A 15,667-nucleotide genomic window follows, 5' to 3' on the forward strand; every position below is an offset into this window, starting at 1 on the left:
GGAGAAAGTCGTAGTGGACCTGGAGCTTACCAAAGAGGATCTGGCGTTCCGCGATGAGGTTCGCGCCTTCATCGAGGCTAACCTCACGCCCGAGCTCCAGGTCGCTGGCCGCCGTCTGACGAGCGTCTTCTGCGAACCGCGCTACAGCCTGCCCTGGCAGAAGATCCTGCATGCGCGGGGCTGGGCCGCGCCGGCTTGGCCCAAGGAATACGGCGGGCCAGGCTGGAACGAGGTGCAGCGCGCGATCTTCGCGGCCGAATGTGCGCGGGCGGGGACTCCCTCGCTCTCGCCCATGGGCCTGAAGATGGTGGGGCCGGTGATCATGGGCTTCGGTACGCCCGAGCAGAAGGCCTATTACCTTCCGCGCATCCTGGCGGGCGAGGACTACTGGTGCCAGGGCTATTCCGAGCCAGGCTCGGGCTCGGACCTCGCTTCGCTGCAGCTTCGGGCCGTAAGTGACGGAGATCACTACGTTCTTGATGGGTCGAAAATCTGGACGACCCACGCCCATCACGCCAACCGAATGTTCTGCCTGGTGCGGACGTCCACCGAGGGCAAGGCGCAGCAGGGGATCACCTTCCTGCTTTTGGAGATGAACACCCCCGGGATCAGCGTGAAGCCGATCATCACCCTGGCCGGCGAGCACGAGGTGAATCAGGTGTTCTTCGACGGGGTGCGGGTGCCCAAGGCGAACCGCATCGGCCAGGAGAACCAGGGGTGGACGGTCGCCAAGTACCTGCTCGAGTTCGAGCGGGGCGGTGGTTCTGCTCCCGGCCTGTTCGTCGGGCTGGAGCGGGCGCAGGCGATCGCCGAGACCGCCGACGGTGACGACCGCTGGCACCGCCGGCGTCTGGCCGAGGCGGAGATCGCGGTGGCCGCGATCGACATGTCGGAGCGGCGGGTCCTGTCCGAATTGGCCAGTGGCAAGAATCCGGGGCCGGCGTCTTCGATGCTGAAGATCAACGGCACCGAGGCGATGCAGCGGATCGACGAGATCTCGATCGCGGCGCTGGGCGACTACGCCCACGTCGATCAGATGGACGCGCGCGAGCCGGGTTCGAACATCCCGCCGATCGGGCCCGAGGAAGGGCTGACCGCGATGCCGCGGTATCTGAACAATCGCGCGGCTTCGATCTATGGTGGATCCAACGAGATCCAAAGGGACATCATCGCCCGCCTCGTGCTCGGGCTATGAGGAGGAAAGACGCATGACCAGCCTGCTCGGCCTGCGCCGGCCGCCGTTCCGGACCTATTCGATCACCCAGCTTTGCCGCGAGTTCGGCGCCACGCCGCGCGCCCTGCGCTTCTATGAGGAGCAGGGCCTGCTTTCGCCGGCGCGGCGGGACACGGCCCGCGTCTACTCCTACCGGGATCGCGCGCGGCTGCAGCTCATCATGCGGGGCCGACGGGTCGGCCTCTCGATCGCGGAGATCCGCGACATCCTCGATACCTACGAGGAGGAGGGCGCGGCCGCCCAGGACGCTGAAGCGCTGCGGATTCACAAGAAGCGGGTGGCCCAGCTCGAGGCCCAGCGCCAGGACGTGGAGGATGCGATCAAGGCGCTGGAGGACGCGGCTGCGCGCCTGGAGCGGAAGTACCCCGAGGCGGTGCGGGCTCTGGACTCCTGACGGCCAACGGCCGCCCCGGCGGCGTCAGACGTCGATCCAGGCTTCGAATGAGCGGCTTAGCACCGGCGGCGGCGCGGGCAGGGGTGCGCGGATCGTGAACGTTGCGCCGCCGTCCGTCTGGGCGGACAGGCTGCCCCGCAGGTCGCGGATGATCGCGGCGATGATCGACATGCCAAGCCCGCCGGGCCGGCCATCGCCTAGCCCCTTGCCCTCGTCCGACACGGTGAGGATCAGGTCGGAGCCGTCGCGCCTCGCCGTCACGGTGAGACGGCCGCCCGGTTGGCCGGCATAGGCGTGCTTGGCGGCGTTGATGGCGATCTCGTTGATCGCGATTCCCAGCTGCTGGGCCATGTCGCCGGGAACGCTGGTCGCGTCGGCGGTGATCGAGACGCGCAGGCCCGTGGTGGCCGCGATGGCGTCGCCCAGGCCTATGAGGAACGGGCGCAGCTCGATGGTCGGCTTGTCGGCGTGCTCGTAGAGATACCGATGAAGCTCGCCCACCGCCACGAGGCGGGCGCGGCTCGCTTCCAGCGCCGCCTGAGCCAGCGGGTCGCGAGCCCGGAGTTGCTCGAACACCAGCATGTCCGCCGCCAGCTGCAGGCTGTTGGCGATGCGGTGGTTCAGTTCCTGGATCTGGCGTTCCTGACTGGCCAGGCGCGCGCGCGCTCGAGTGAGTTCTCGGGCCAGTCCGGTGTCGTTGGTCGCGGCGCTTGCGAGCATATGCGCCCCCGGGGCGTTACAGTGGAGCTTGTTCCGTTGTGAGACGACGCGTTCTGCGTCGCTGTCGATGAACCGCCCGTCCCGGTTATCAGTTCCGCTCTCTAAAGACTAAATTGGGCAAAAGAACGGCGGTATCGCCACGAATACACGAGCGCCGAAAAGGTTAATGGAATGTTAACGTGAATTCTCACCTAAGCGCAGATAACGCCTGATCGAGACTGGGTATAGGCGCCTGAAGAATAGGCAACCTCTCCATTGACCAGCACCGTATCGACACCGCGGGCCGCGCGTACATAGCGCATGCCGTCGCCCGGCATGTCGAAGGACGGCAGCTCGGCGCCCCGGTCGATGTTGTCTGCGTCGAACACCACGATGTCGGCGGCGAGACCCTCGGCCAGGCGGCCGCGGTCCTTGAGGCCCCAGATGTCGGCGGTCTCGCTAGTCACCTTGGCGACGGCCTTCTCCAGCGAGAGATAGCGACCCTTGCGCACGAATTCGCTGAACAGGTAGCCGGTGTCGCCATAGGTGGCGAAGGAGGCGAGGTGCGCACCGCCATCGCTGGCGCCGATGTGCACCAGCGGGTGGGCCAGCATCGGGCCGATACGATCGGTGAGCTGATGTCCCTGGCTGGCGCTGAGGAAGGCCACGTCCAGGCCGTGCTCCAGCGACAGGTTGATCAGCGCCCGCGCCGGGACCTCGCCGCGCGCGGCGGCGATCTCGGACAGGGTCTTGCCGACCAGTTCGGACGGGGCGGCGTCGCCGCCGCGCACCACCAGGCGGCCCATCATCTGCTCGCCGCCGTCGGGGCCCAGGTCGGCCACCATCTTGTCGGCGGTCTCCGGGTCGCGCAGCGCGGCCAGGCGTTCGTCCAGCGGCTGGCGCAGGATGCGCACCCAGCGCGGCAGGCGGGCGAAGAACAGGCTTGGCCGCAGCAGGCTGAAGCTGATGTCGATGGGCCGGGTCTGCATCTGCGGCCAGACGCGGGCGCCGCGGGCGAAGTGCTCCTCGACCCGGGCGATGGCGCGGGGCGCGTTGTCGGGCACGGCGGCGGTGTCGAACAGCGGCGAGAAGGTGGTGGGGATATTGTGCTTCAGGCTCAGCTCGGCGAGCTGGTCGATGCGCGCGATGGTGATGTCGGTGGCGTAGAACTCGGGCACGCACTGGAGCATGCGGCCGTATTCGCCCAACACAGCGCAGAGGGCGTCCAGCTCCTCGAACTGGGCGAAACGGCTGGGCACCGGGCGGCCGTTCTCGTCGACGTCCACGAAGCTGGTCGAGAGGCCCACGGCGCCGGCGTCCAGGCACTCGCGCAGCAGGTCCTGCATGGCCGCGATCTCATCCGGGGTCGCAGCGCGCTCCTGCGAGGCGTTCCCCATCACCCAAAGGCGGATGACGCTGTGCCCGACCAGCGGGGCGACGTTGATGGACAGGCCCTTGCGGATCGCCGCGACATAGCCGGCGAAGTCCTCCCAGCTCCACTCGAAGGCGGTGGTGAAGGCCTCGGGCGGCATCTCCTCGATCTGCTGGAACATGCCGACCACACGGCGGCGGTCGGCTGCCTTCAGCGGCGCCAGCGACAGCGAGCAGTTGCCGGGAACGATGGTGGTGACACCGTGCTCCAGCGCCGGCCGTGCGGCGCCGTCCCAGAGCAGTTGGACGTCGAAATGGGTGTGCGGGTCGATGAACCCCGGCGCCACGACGCGGCCCGCGGCGTCGACCACCTGTCGCGCCTCGCCTTCGACCTTGCCAACGGCGGCGATCCGCCCGTCCTTCACGGCCACGTCGCCGGTGAACGCCGGAGCGCCGGTGCCGTCGACCACCAGGCCGCCCTTCACGATCACGTCGAACATCAGCCGGTCTCCACGATCCGTCGCCAGGACTGACCCTTCAGGTCGTCAAGGCTGCCTGCCGCGCAGGCTTCCATCAGCTTGAGGCCGGTCTCCTCGTCCAGCACCACCGGGCCCTCCGACCCGTCGGGGTGGCGCAGGCGGACGAGCAATTCGGCCGAGCCGTCATGGCCGGCGACGATCTCGGCGCCGACGATGACCGCGTCATCCAACCGGCGGCTCCACGAACACGACGTCGGAGCCGAGCAGCAGGCCGGCCGGCTTGCGCATCGCGAAGATGTGCAGGTTCCAGCTCTTGATCCGGTCGACGGCGGCTTCGAGCGGCTCGCCGGGGAGGGCCCGCAGGGCGAGCTCCTCCACGGTCTCGTCCGGACCCGGCGTCACGAAGCGGCGTTGCCGGGTCAGGGGCATCAGATGCGCTCGATGATGATGGCCGGGGCCATGCCGCCGGCGGCGCACATGGTGACGAGGCCACGCTTCAGGTCGCGGCGCTCGAGTTCGTCGAGCACGGTGCCGATCAGGATCGAGCCGGTGGCGCCGATCGGGTGGCCAAGGGCCATGGCGCCGCCGTTCACATTGACCTTCTCACGATCGAGGTTCAGGTCGCGGATGAACTTCTCGGCCACGACCGCGAAGGCCTCGTTGATTTCCCACAGGTCGATGTCGTCCGGGGTCAGGCCGGCCTTCTTCAGCACCTTCTTGGCCGCCGGGACGGGCGCGTTCAGCATCAGGGTCGGGCTGTCGCCGACATTGGCCATGGCGACGACCCGGGCGCGGGCCTTCAGGCCGTTCTTCTTGGCGTAGTCCGGCGAGGCCAGCAGCACGGCGCCCGAGCCGTCCACGACGCCCGAGGAGTTCCCGGCGTGGTGGAAGTGGCGGATCTTCAGGTCCGGATAGACCTGGTTGATCAGGCCCGCGAAGGTGGTGCCGTTCTCGTCCAGCGGCACGTTGGCCATGGCCTCGAAGGACGGCTTGAGCGACGCCAGGCCCTCAAGGGTGGTCTGGGGCCGCGGGAATTCCTCGTGGTCGAGGGCCAGGCCGCTGCCGTCCTGCTTGTAGACCGGCACCAGCGAGCGGTTGAACCGGCCTTCCTTGATCGCCTTGTCCGCGCGCTGCTGGCTGACGTAGGCCAGCTCGTCCAGTGCCTCGCGGGTGATGCCTTCCATCGTGGCGATGGCGTCGGCGCAGATGCCCTGGTGCGACTGCGGGTGCAGCTTGCGCAGATGGGTGTTGCCCGCATCCATCAGCGGCGGGCCTTCCTTGGGGTCGCGCTGCGCGGCGGTCGCCGCGGTGTACGACATCATCTCGCAGCCGCCAGCGATGACCAGGTCTTCCATGCCCGCCATGATCTGGGCGGAGGCCATGTTCACCGAGGTGATGCCCGAGCCGCAGAAGCGGTCGAGGGTGACGCCGCTGGCGCGGACGTCGAAGCCGGCGTCCAGCGCGGCCATGCGGCCCATGTCGCTGCCCTGCTTGCCGCGCTGGGAGGAGGTGCCCCAGATCACGTCGTCGACTTCGGCCGTGTTCAGGTTGTTGCGCTCGGCCAGGGCCTTCAGGACCGTGGCGGCGAGGTGCTGGGGATGCTGGTCGGCCAGCGCTCCCTTGCCGACCTTGCCGATGCCGCGCGGCGTGCGGCAGGCGTCGATGATGAGAGCTTCGGGCATGATCTTTCCTCGCGAGCCGGTCTGGGCCTTGTGGCGGGAAGATTCCGTCCCCGACCTAAGGTCAGTCTAGTCCCTAGTTGCCGCCCACCCGGACGACTGGCGAATCTTCGAAATCAGGGTATGGTCATTCCGGGCCTGGAGAAGCCCTGGGGAGGATGCGATGAGAATCAGGCTGATGGTCCTGGGCGCGCTTTCGGCGGCGCTGGCGCGCGAAGCTGCGGCCAGAGACGTCGGCGGCGTGGCCTGCACGACTCCGCAACCTGTGCGGTGTGAGGGAGAGGCCTGCGCCACCTCGAACGCGCTGGCGGACCTGGGCAATGCGACGGATGCGAAGACCGGGCGGAAGTTCTGGCTCGACTATCCCTGCGACCTGAAGCCGGGGGAGAAGGTGACCTTCATCCTCAACCTGCACGGCGCAGGCTCGGTCGGGAACTGGCAGCGCCACTACTTCCCGGCCTCGGACTATGTGCAGAAGCACCGGCTGGTCGTGGCGACGCCGACGGCGGCGACCTCGGTCGCCATGGCGCCCGGCGGGCCGGCCGTCCGCCGATGGGACGGCGCCGCGGACGACGCGCACCTTCAGAACATCACCGACTTTGTGTTCGACAGCTTCGGCCGGAGCAACATCCGCTCCATGTGGCTGGCCGGGCACAGCCAGGGCGGCTTCACCTCCAGCCGGATCATCTGCAGCGACTATTTCAAGGGCAAGGTCGACGGCTGGCTCAGCCTGTCGGGCGGTCGGATCGGCCAGGCGCCGTTCGTGGCCCAGTTCGGCCCGCCGAAGGCCGACGGCTCGCCGCCCGATCCGCGGCCTCGCGGCGCGATGCCGACGGGCTCCGCGCCGACCTGCGACTTCAGCCACATCTTCGCGATCGGCCAGTACGAGATCGAGAACCTGCCGGAGACCTCGCCCTGGGCCGAGAAGTACGGCTGTGGCGCGCGCATCCGCGAAAAGGACATCGTCGACGACAAGCCCGGCCATGTCTGGGACTTCGCGAGGGCCGGCTACAAGGTCTGGGGGACGAAGGCCCGACCGGGGACGGCCGAGGCCTGGACCTATCCGAAATGCCGCGACGGCCGCGTTGTCGCCGACGTCATGCGCCTGGACAAGGGTCACACCGAAGGGCTCGAGCCGAAAGTCACAGAGGCCCTGGTGCGGATGATCGTGGCCGCGCCTGGCGGCAAGGCGCAGGCCGGCGGGACCTAGGACGCGGGCAGGGCGAGCGAAGCTTGGCCGAAGGCGTATCGCCAGCCTTCGGCCGTGCGGACATAGGTGTCGCTGAACCACAGGGTCCGATCGACCGCCTGGCCGCCGCGCACGTACTTCAGCCGCAGCTTGGCGGTGACGATGGCGGTGTCGGCGCCGAACAGGCGGACGGTCTGGGAGCCGGGTTCCTCGTCCTGGATCTCGTACTGGACGCGGCCCGAACGGGCCTCCGCGAGCAGGTCGTCGCGGGTGACGACGGCGCCCGAGCCGACCACGAGGATCATCTCAGGGTGGAGGATGCGGGCCATGGCCTCGGCGTCGTTCGCCTTCACCGCGGCCTGGTACCGGGTGTCGAGGGTCGCAACGGCGGCGCGGTCGGCGGCCGGATCGGCGGCCTGCGCGGAGGTGGCCAGCAGCGCGAGCGCAGCGACAGCGGCGACTGAACGGATCATGTGGCGGTCTCCAGTTTCGGAGAGCGCCGATAGCCGAGCTATCCGTTTTCGGCTGGCGGCAATCGGACATCATAGGCGGGGGCCGTTCGAAATATTGGTGTAACGTGAAGTGGCGAGGATTGCGGCACAGGGCCTGCCGCAAGAGCGGGCGTTCTACGAATCCCTGGGGGGACCCGCGTCATGACCATCACCCGCTACGGCATCCTGGCCCTGCTGGCTTCGACCGCGCTGGTCTCCGGCTGCGCCAGCGACAGCACAGCGCCGAACGCTCTCGCGCAAGGCTCGCCCGTATCGGCCGTCGCGGGCGCACAGAGCGTGGACAACTTCATGCTCGTGGACGCCGGGATGGAGGCGCACGAGCTGTACCGAAAGGCGCATGCCTCCGCGGTCGTGCTGGTCGTCCAGGCCAATGGAGACGCGGTGCTGCGCGGCCAGGCCGGCGCGGTGAACGCCCTGGCGTCCAGCTACGGCGCGAAGGGCGTCGAGGTCCTGATGCTGAACTCCACGGGCAAGGACACGCGCGAGGCCATCATCGCGGAGGCCGAGAAGGCGGGCTATCGCGCGCCGGTCCTGATGGATTCGTACCAGCTCGTCGGCGAGAGCCTGGGCGTCACGCGCTCCGGCGAGGCCATCGTGGTCAATCCGAAGACCTGGACCATCGCCTGGCGCGGGCCGGTGGGCGGCGCGGCCGCCGCGCTGGACGCCCTGCTGGCCGGCCAGGCCGCGCCGGCCTCCGTCGCCGTGGCTCAGGGGACGCCGATCGCGTTCCCGTCAAAGGCCCAGGCTCACAAGATCTCCTACGCCAAGGACGTGGCTCCGATCCTCGAGGCGAAGTGCGTCGCCTGTCACCAGGACGGCGGCATCGGCCCGTTCGCCATGTCGAGCTACGAGATGGTGAAAGGCTTCTCGCCGATGATCCGCGAGGTGATCCGCACCGACCGGATGCCGCCCTATAACGCCGACCCCCGCGTCGGCCGCTTCAAGGACGACAAGAACCTCTCGGCCGCCGAGATCAAGACGCTGGTCCACTGGATGGAAGCCGGCGCGCCGCGCGGCGAGGGCGCCGATCCGCTGGCCATCGCCCGGCATGTTGCGCCCGACTGGCCGCTGGGCAAGCCGGACCTGGTCCTCAACATCCCAGCCTATACGGTGCCGGCGTCGGGCGTCGTCGACTACCAGCGGCCGGCGATCGCGAACCCGCTGACCGAGGGCAAGTGGATCAAGGCGACGACCGTGAAGCCGGGCGACCGCCAGTCGGTCCACCACGTCCTGACAGGCTGGATGGCCGAGATGCCGGCCAATGGCCAGTCGTCGGAGACGCGCTGGCGCGGCTCGGTCGGCGGCTACGCCGTCGGCTCGGAATCCACGGTGTTCGACAAGACCGTCGGCACGTTCCTGCCGGCCGGCGGCGCCATCGGCTTCCAGATGCACTACACGCCGTATGGCAAGGAGGCGACGGACAACTCCCAGATCGGCGTCTACTTCCACGACACGCAGCCGGAACTGGTCATGCGCAGCGTGGTGGTCATCGACACCTCGATCTCGATCCCGCCGAACACCGCGCGTCACACGGAAACGGCCTACGTCGAATTCCCGAACGACGCGCTGCTGTACGCCGCGTTCCCGCACGCCCACTACCGCGCCTATTCCAGCGACCTTTGGATCCAGTACCCCGACGGCAGGAAGAAGCTCCTGCTGACCCTGCCGCGGTACGACTTCAACTGGCAGCGGTCGTACGACTTCGCCGAGCCGGTGAAGATCCCGGCCGGGTCGCGGATCATCGCCAACTACGTCTACGACAACTCGAGGCAGAATCCGGCCAACCCCGACCCGACCATCAAGGTCACCTGGGGCGAGCAGAGCCATGAGGAGATGCTGTTCACGAACCTGCAGTTCCGCTGGGTGGACGAGACCTCGGCCAAGCAGGTGAACTCCGACGCCCGCCTCGCGCCGACCCGCCTGATGGGCATGATGGACGACAACCTCGACGGGCGGCTGCAGAAGGCCGAGCTGAAAGGCAACATGGGCAATATGATCAGCCCGTTCTTCGCGCGCATCGACGCCGACAGCGACGGCTCGATCGACAAGGCAGAACTGGCGAAGGCCCAGGCGCTGCTGCCGGGCCGCCGCCGGGGCGCGGAAGCCGCCAACGCGCCCACCCAGCCGAAAGGCACGTCCGGCGGCCGCTGAGGCTGGAAGAGCCGGGGCGCGGCGGTCGCCGCCCCCGGTCACGACCTATTGCGCGGCCTGTTCCTGGGCGTAGCCGAGCTGTTCGTTCAGTCGGTCCAGGACCTCGATCGCCGCTTCCGGGATCACCGTGCCGGGCGGGAAGATCGCCGCCACGCCCATGTCCTCCAGGGCCTTGAAATCCTCGGGCGGGATCACGCCGCCGACGAAGACCAGGATGTCGGGCCGGCCCAACTTCTTCAGCTCGGCCTGGAGTTCGGGCACCAGCGTGAGGTGGCCCGCGGCGAGCGAGCTGGCGCCGACAGCGTGGACGCCCGCCTGCACGGCCTCGGCCGCGGCCTCGGCCGGGGTTTGGAAGAGGTCGCCGATCTCCACGTCGAAGCCGAGGTCGGCGAAGCCCGAGGCGATCACCTTCTGGCCGCGGTCGTGGCCGTCCTGGCCCATCTTGGCGACCATGATCCGGGGCTTCTTGCCGTCGGCCTGGACGAACGCTTCGGTCATCGCCCTGGCGCGCTCGGCGAGCGGCGTGCTGCCGGACTCGCGGAGATAGACGCCCTTCACCGCGTCGGCCTTGGCCTTGTGGCGGCCGAAGACCTTCTCCAGCGCGAACGAAATCTCGCCGACGGTGGCCTTGGCCCGGGCGGCCTGCACCGCCAGCTCCAGCAGGTTGGCGTTCCCCGCTGCGCCGGCCGTGAGGGCGTCGAGCGCCGCAGCCACGGCCTCGGGGTCGCGCTCGGCCTTCAGGCGGTTGAGCTTGGCGATCTGGGCGTTGCGGACGGCCGTATTGTCGACCTTCAGCACCGGGATATCGTCCTCGACGTCCGGCTTGTAGCGGTTCACGCCGACCACGACCTGCTGGCCGGAATCGATCCGGGCCTGGATGCGCGCGGACGCCTCCTCGATGCGGCGCTTGGGCAGGCCGTCCTCGATGGCCTTGGCCATGCCGCCCAGGGCCTCCACCTCGGCGATGTGGGCGAGGGCCCGTTCGGCGAGGTCGGCCGTCAGACGCTCGACGTAGAAGCTGCCGCCCCAGGGGTCGACGACCCGCGGCTGGCCGCTCTCCAGCTGCAGGAAGAGCTGGGTGTTGCGGGCGATCCGGGCCGAGAAGTCGGTCGGCAGGGCCAGGGCCTCGTCCAGCGAGTTGGTGTGCAAGCTCTGGGTCTGGCCGCCCGCGGCGCCCATGGCCTCGATGGCGGTGCGAGGCACGTTGTTGAATACGTCCTGCGCCGCGAGGCTCCAGCCCGAGGTCTGGGTGTGGGCGCGCAGGGCCAGCGAGCGCGCGTCCTTCGGGTCGAACTCCTGCTTCATGAGCTTGGCCCAGAGCAGGCGGCTGGCGCGCTGCTTGGCGACCTCCATGAACATGTTCATACCGGCGCACCAGAAGAACGACAGGCGCGGGGCGAACTGGTCCACCGTCATGCCGGCGGCGACGCCCGCGCGGACGTATTCGATGCCGTCGGCCAGGGTGTAGGCGAGCTCCAGGTCCAGCGTCGCCCCGGCTTCCTGCATGTGGTAGCCGCTGATCGAGATCGAGTTGAACCGCGGCATTTCCTTCGACGTGTAGGCGAAGATGTCCGCGATGATCCGCATCGAGGGGCCGGGCGGATAGATGTAGGTGTTCCGGGTCAGGAACTCCTTCAGGATGTCGTTCTGGATCGTGCCCGACAGCTTCTCGTGCGGTACGCCCTGCTCCTCGGCCGCGACGATGTAGAGCGCCAGGATCGGCAGCACCGCGCCGTTCATGGTCATCGACACGCTCATCTTGTCGAGCGGGATGCCGTCGAACAGCGTCCGCATGTCGAGGATGGAGTCGATGGCGACGCCCGCCATGCCGACGTCGCCGGGCACGCGCGGATGGTCGGAATCGTAGCCGCGGTGGGTGGCCAGGTCGAAGGCGATGGACAGGCCCATCTGACCCGCCGCCAGGTTGCGGCGGTAGAAGGCGTTGGAGTCCTCGGCCGTGGAGAAGCCCGCGTACTGGCGGATCGTCCACGGGTTGGTCGCGTACATCGTCGGGTACGGACCGCGGACGAACGGTGCGAGCCCGGGATAGCCGCCAAGGGCGGCGATGCCCGCAGCGTCTTCGGCCGCGTAGGAGGGCTGGACGGCGAGGCCTTCGGGCGTCGTCCATGCCGCGCCGGTGGCCGGCTGGGTCGCGGCGGTCGGGCCATCGAAGGGCAGGGTGGCGAAGTCGGGGAAGGCGCTCATGCCGCGACCTCATGCTTTTCGGAAAGCCGCACAGGCTTGAGCGGCGGGCACTTGCCGTCCGGCCCTGGCAGGCGGGCGGCCGAGATATCGAGCACGGCAGGCGATCCCTCGCCGATGCTGACGGGCGCTTCGTCCGTCGGTGGGAAGGCGGTGACGCCGAGGATCTTCGGCTCACCGCGCGCGGCGACGGCGGCCTCGACCTCACGGGCGATCAGGCCCGAAGAGTGGGCCGCGGCGAGTCCGCCGGCGGCTTCGATGGCCTGGAGCTTGTCCCAGGCCGCGCGGGCGATCTGGTCGGTCAGGGCCTCGACGTAGCCCGAGCCCGCGGCGGGATCGGCGACCTTGCCGATCGCGGCCTCTTCCATGAGGACGAGCTGGGTATTGCGGCTCTGGCGACGACCGAAGGCGGTCGGCAGGCCGAGCGCGTCGGTGAAGGCGCCGAGGACCACCGCGTCCGCCCCGCCCACCGCCGCGCCGAAACCGGCGGCCGTCAGGCGGATCATGTTGGTCCAGGGATCCTTGGCGGTCAGCATCCGCCGCGAGGACCGGGCCTCGATGCGCGCCAGCGCCGGGGCGCCCGAAGCGGTCGCCACGCGGGCGAACACGGCCCGGGCGGCGCGCAGCTTGGCGATGGTGAGGAAGTAGTCCCCGTCGGCGGAGAGCCCGAGGGTGATCCGGGCGAAGGCCTCGTTCACCGGCAGGCCCGCGCGGACCAGCGCCTTGGCGTAGGCGATGGCTGCGGTGGCGGCGACCGCCACCTCGAGCGCCTCGCCGCCGCCGGCCTCGTGGGCGACGCGGCCCGAGGCCAGGAAGAGCTGGGCCTGGGGATAGGTCTGGGCGTGGCGAACGGCGACGGTCGCGGCGCTGACCAGGTGGCTTTCGATCGGGCCGGGGCTCTCGCCCGCCTCGGCGAAGGCGCTGAGCGGATCGAGATTGAAGTTCAGCTTCGCGCCCGGGGACGACTTGGCCACGGCGTGCAGCGCGTCGGCGGCCCTGGGGCCGAGGAAGCCGGCATCGAGGCCGACGGGCGCCAGCTCGACGATCACGTCCTTCAGGGCGCGGGACAGCGCCTCGGGCGCGACCTGACCGGCCACGATGACCGATGCAGCGCCGCCTTCCAGATCGGCGAGCAGCTCGGCGTTCACCCGCGCCGGGTCGGCATGCGCCGAAAGGACCCTGAGATCCCAGGGACGCTCGGCATCCACTGGACGCGCCGGAAACGCCGCGGGCGCTTCGCTGGCCGCATAGAGTGGCGCGATCGGCAGGCCTTCCGCGGTCGCCTTGGTCAGGCTGTCGAAGGGCTTGTCGCCGAGGGTCTTGGCGACGAGGGCGCGCCAGGCGTCCTCGCTGGCGGGCGGGATTCCAGTATCCAGAAGGCGTATGTCGGCCATGGCGCGAATTGCCCCCCGGCCGCCGCGCCCGTCAAGTTCACCTAAGGGCGCCGCCCTGGCGCGCCGGCGGGGGTTCGGGCTAGTACGGGACCGGGAGGGACCGCGACTTGACCGCCGAGAACCTGTTGCGACTGGCGGCCCCGACGCTTGTTGGCGAGCTTCCCTATTGGACCCTGCCGGAGCCCGCGGACTCGGATCGCCCTGTGCTGCTGGTCATCGCCGGAAGCTTCATGTCGATGCGGTCTCTCAACCGCCTCCCACAGCTTCTGGCCGGCCGGTGTCAGGTGGTTCTGGTCGAACTGCCGACGACCACGCCGCCGGAGATCCCCAATCTGACCGCCGCACGGGTCGCCGAGGCGTTCGGTCAGCTGGTCCACCGGGCGTTCCGCGCCCGGCCGGTGGTGGTGCTGGCGTTCGGAGACGCCGCGGTGGTGGCCGTCTCGATCCGCGCGCCCGAGGTGTTGAGAACGGTCGCGGTAGAGCCGCCGCTGCGGAGCGAAAAGCTGTGGCCGATGCACGACGCCGTCCTGGCGCGTGCTGAGGCGGCGAGCGACGGGTTCAAGCGGTTCCTCGACGATCTCTATGGCGTTGGGGGGGCGACGCCGGGAGCTCGAGACCATCGGTTGGCCTTCCGCGCGCCGCAGGCGCCTGTCGACGTCCTCGTCGGCGAGGATCCGCTCATGCCCGAGCGAGCTACGCCACGCACACCTAGCCTGGTCGACGAGGAGGATCGGGCGTGGCTGCGCGCGCAGCCACAGGTCAGCCTCCGCGTCGTCGCGGGTGCGGGTCATGATCTGGTCCGAGAGGCTGGCGGGGCGGTGCTGGAGGCGGCGCGCGCAGCGCTGGACTGGGCGGCGGCCTTCCGGCGGCCGGCGGCCCAAATGGCGCGGCGGCTGGTCGAGGCGACGCCGATCGAGGCGGCCCGCGTACTGTTCCTTGGTGAGGGCCATGACGAATTCGCAGCCGGCTATCTCGCGCGCTGCCCGGCCGCGCGGGTCGACGTCGCCGCAAGCGCTGGCGCCAGCTATGACGCCATCGTTCTCGCGGACCCCGGCGGCGAGACCCCGGCGGACGACGCGCTCCTGGCGTCCCTGGCGCCAGGCGGAACCATGGTGGCGGCGACCCAGCTTGGCGCGCCGGCGCGCCGGCTAGGCGAGAGCCTCGCCCAGCATGGGCTGACGCTTCTATCCGGCGATCGGGCGCTGACCGCCGTGGGCACGGCCCTGGTGCGGGCGCGCCGCTCGCCGCCGCCGGCCACGCCGCTGACCATCGTCGCCTACGCCCGGACGCTGATGGACATCCGCACGCGCCTGCCGGCCATGGCCCTGCGCAGCGATCCGGCGCTGGAGGTCGAGTACCAGGCGCCGCCGTTCGCCCAGCCCGAAGGCGGCGTTCCCGGCGTGGTGGTGATGACCCGCCCGGCGGAATGGACGCCCGAGGCCTGGCGGGCGACGGCGGCCCGCGCGATCCAAGCCCGGCAGGTGCTGGTGGTCGAATATGACGACCACCCCGAACTGGTGTCGCAGATGACCCGCGGGGTGAGCGTGCCCGAGCGTGACTGGGAACGCTTTCGCATGGTCCACGCGATCCAGACGTCCACCGAACCGCTGGTCGCACTATTCCAAAGGTTCAATCCCGAAGTGGCGATGTTCCCGAACGCGGTCTTCACCCTGGCGCCGTTCCCCCAGACGCCGCGTCCACGCCGGGTGTTCTTCGGCGGCGTCACGCGCGGACCGTTCGTCGTCGACGTGGCCCGCGCCCTGCGGCCGGCGATCGAGGCCTATCCGGACACCGCTTTCCACGTCGTTGGCGACCGGGCCTTCTTCGACGCCCTGCCCACGGCCAACAAGCAGTTCGACGACTATCTGCCGTACGAAGCCTACCTGAGTGCGATGGCCGCCTGCGCCATCTCGCTTTCGCCGCTCGAAGACCGGCCGATGGTGGAGACCAAGAGCGACGCGAAGTACCTCGACGCCGCTCGCGCCGGGGTCGTGACCATTGCCTCGCCGACGGTCTACGCCCGGACGATCCGCTCGGGCGTCAATGGCCTGATCGCCGCGCGGTTGGAGGACTGGCCGACCGCCCTGTCGCAGTTGCTGGGCGACGATCCCCTGCGGGAGCGGATCGCGCGGGCCGCCTGGGAGGATGTGCGCGACCACAGGATGTTCGCGCACCAGCTTGGCCGTCGGCGCGACTGGTATCGGGATCTGCTGGCGCGGCGGAAGGCGCTGAACGCCGCCATCCTGGCCCGCGCCCCGGCTGTCGCAGCGGAACTCGCGACTCGACGTGGACTTGCCTCCTCCTTGCGACCCGACGAGGGTGTGCGTACAACGTAAACCAAACAACCGTTCGAGGAACCGTCC

Annotated in this window: 13 protein-coding genes; 5 read left to right on the forward strand and 8 right to left on the reverse strand. The window is 69.5% G+C overall.

Features of this window, described 5'->3' with window-relative positions; genetic code table 11:
• The first annotated feature begins 13 nt into the window (after window positions 1–13).
• The gene (locus DJ019_RS19075; protein WP_111278043.1) at window positions 14–1,195 is read left to right on the forward strand and encodes an acyl-CoA dehydrogenase family protein; all 1,182 of its coding nucleotides are present in this window, start codon (window positions 14–16) and stop codon (window positions 1,193–1,195) included.
• A 13-nt stretch (window positions 1,196–1,208) separates the two neighbouring features.
• The gene (locus tag DJ019_RS19080; protein WP_111278045.1) at window positions 1,209–1,628 is read left to right on the forward strand and encodes a MerR family transcriptional regulator; all 420 of its coding nucleotides are present in this window, start codon (window positions 1,209–1,211) and stop codon (window positions 1,626–1,628) included.
• Between the two features lie 24 nt (window positions 1,629–1,652).
• Here the strand turns inward: DJ019_RS19080 and DJ019_RS19085 are convergent, their stop codons facing one another.
• The 5 genes from DJ019_RS19085 to DJ019_RS19105 all read right to left on the reverse strand — a co-directional run bounded on the left by DJ019_RS19085 (window position 1,653) and on the right by DJ019_RS19105 (window position 5,859).
• Complete coding sequence (locus DJ019_RS19085; RefSeq protein WP_111278047.1) at window positions 1,653–2,348, reverse strand: sensor histidine kinase; 696 nt, start codon at window positions 2,346–2,348, stop codon at window positions 1,653–1,655.
• 191 nt (window positions 2,349–2,539) lie between these two features.
• Entirely contained in the window at window positions 2,540–4,198 is a 1,659-nt protein-coding gene (locus DJ019_RS19090) for an N-acyl-D-amino-acid deacylase family protein (protein ID WP_111278049.1), read from the reverse strand.
• Window positions 4,198–4,407 (reverse strand): hypothetical protein, encoded by a 210-nt coding sequence (locus tag DJ019_RS19095; protein ID WP_111278051.1) that lies wholly within the window; start codon window positions 4,405–4,407, stop codon window positions 4,198–4,200. Before DJ019_RS19095 ends, DJ019_RS19090 begins: the two co-directional genes overlap by 1 nt.
• Window positions 4,400–4,606 carry a hypothetical protein gene (locus tag DJ019_RS19100; protein WP_111278053.1) on the reverse strand — a complete coding sequence of 69 codons (207 nt, stop codon included), beginning with the start codon at window positions 4,604–4,606 and terminating at the stop codon, window positions 4,400–4,402. Before DJ019_RS19100 ends, DJ019_RS19095 begins: the two co-directional genes overlap by 8 nt.
• Window positions 4,606–5,859, reverse strand: a complete 1,254-nt coding sequence (locus DJ019_RS19105) for an acetyl-CoA C-acetyltransferase (protein ID WP_111278055.1) — start codon at window positions 5,857–5,859, stop codon at window positions 4,606–4,608. Before DJ019_RS19105 ends, DJ019_RS19100 begins: the two co-directional genes overlap by 1 nt.
• Window positions 5,860–6,019: 160 nt before the next feature.
• On the opposite strand from DJ019_RS19105, the gene DJ019_RS19110 reads away from it, so the two are divergent.
• Window positions 6,020–7,066, forward strand: a complete 1,047-nt coding sequence (locus tag DJ019_RS19110) for a hypothetical protein (protein WP_133255335.1) — start codon at window positions 6,020–6,022, stop codon at window positions 7,064–7,066.
• Here the strand turns inward: DJ019_RS19110 and DJ019_RS19115 are convergent.
• Window positions 7,063–7,518, reverse strand: a complete 456-nt coding sequence (locus DJ019_RS19115) for a nuclear transport factor 2 family protein (RefSeq protein WP_111278059.1) — start codon at window positions 7,516–7,518, stop codon at window positions 7,063–7,065. The two genes, DJ019_RS19110 and DJ019_RS19115, sit on opposite strands and share 4 nt — an antisense overlap.
• Before the next feature lie 180 nt (window positions 7,519–7,698).
• On the opposite strand from DJ019_RS19115, the gene DJ019_RS19120 reads away from it, so the two are divergent.
• The gene (locus DJ019_RS19120) at window positions 7,699–9,708 is read left to right on the forward strand and encodes a hypothetical protein (protein ID WP_111278061.1); all 2,010 of its coding nucleotides are present in this window, start codon (window positions 7,699–7,701) and stop codon (window positions 9,706–9,708) included.
• 45 nt (window positions 9,709–9,753) lie between these two features.
• On the opposite strand, the gene scpA is transcribed toward DJ019_RS19120, so the two are convergent.
• Together scpA and DJ019_RS19130 are read right to left on the reverse strand one after the other, a co-directional pair.
• On the reverse strand, window positions 9,754–11,913 hold the full coding sequence (scpA, locus tag DJ019_RS19125; RefSeq protein WP_111278063.1) for a methylmalonyl-CoA mutase: 2,160 nt from the start codon (window positions 11,911–11,913) through the stop codon (window positions 9,754–9,756).
• Window positions 11,910–13,304: a methylmalonyl-CoA mutase family protein gene (locus tag DJ019_RS19130; protein ID WP_111278065.1), complete on the reverse strand. Its 1,395-nt coding sequence runs from the start codon at window positions 13,302–13,304 to the stop codon at window positions 11,910–11,912. Before DJ019_RS19130 ends, scpA begins: the two co-directional genes overlap by 4 nt.
• A 107-nt stretch (window positions 13,305–13,411) precedes the next feature.
• Here DJ019_RS19130 and DJ019_RS19135 point away from each other — a divergent pair, with 107 nt between their 5' ends.
• The gene (locus DJ019_RS19135) at window positions 13,412–15,640 is read left to right on the forward strand and encodes a glycosyltransferase family protein (protein ID WP_111278067.1); all 2,229 of its coding nucleotides are present in this window, start codon (window positions 13,412–13,414) and stop codon (window positions 15,638–15,640) included.
• The last annotated feature ends 27 nt before the right edge of the window (window positions 15,641–15,667 follow it).

Source organism: Phenylobacterium kunshanense (genome assembly GCF_003254525.1).
GTDB lineage: Bacteria > Pseudomonadota > Alphaproteobacteria > Caulobacterales > Caulobacteraceae > Phenylobacterium > Phenylobacterium kunshanense.

Excerpts from the sequence above, each read along its gene's own strand:
- DJ019_RS19130 (WP_111278065.1), bottom strand. The coding sequence starts at position 13,304 with ATGGCCGACATACGCCTTCTGGATACTGGAATCCCGCCCGCCAGCGAG.
- DJ019_RS19090 (WP_111278049.1), bottom strand. The coding sequence starts at position 4,198 with ATGTTCGACGTGATCGTGAAGGGCGGCCTGGTGGTCGACGGCACCGGC.
- scpA (WP_111278063.1), bottom strand. The coding sequence starts at position 11,913 with ATGAGCGCCTTCCCCGACTTCGCCACCCTGCCCTTCGATGGCCCGACC.
- DJ019_RS19080 (WP_111278045.1), top strand. The coding sequence starts at position 1,209 with ATGACCAGCCTGCTCGGCCTGCGCCGGCCGCCGTTCCGGACCTATTCG.
- DJ019_RS19085 (WP_111278047.1), bottom strand. The coding sequence starts at position 2,348 with ATGCTCGCAAGCGCCGCGACCAACGACACCGGACTGGCCCGAGAACTC.
- DJ019_RS19120 (WP_111278061.1), top strand. The coding sequence starts at position 7,699 with ATGACCATCACCCGCTACGGCATCCTGGCCCTGCTGGCTTCGACCGCG.
- DJ019_RS19115 (WP_111278059.1), bottom strand. The coding sequence starts at position 7,518 with ATGATCCGTTCAGTCGCCGCTGTCGCTGCGCTCGCGCTGCTGGCCACC.
- DJ019_RS19110 (WP_133255335.1), top strand. The coding sequence starts at position 6,020 with ATGAGAATCAGGCTGATGGTCCTGGGCGCGCTTTCGGCGGCGCTGGCG.
- DJ019_RS19100 (WP_111278053.1), bottom strand. The coding sequence starts at position 4,606 with ATGCCCCTGACCCGGCAACGCCGCTTCGTGACGCCGGGTCCGGACGAG.
- DJ019_RS19105 (WP_111278055.1), bottom strand. The coding sequence starts at position 5,859 with ATGCCCGAAGCTCTCATCATCGACGCCTGCCGCACGCCGCGCGGCATC.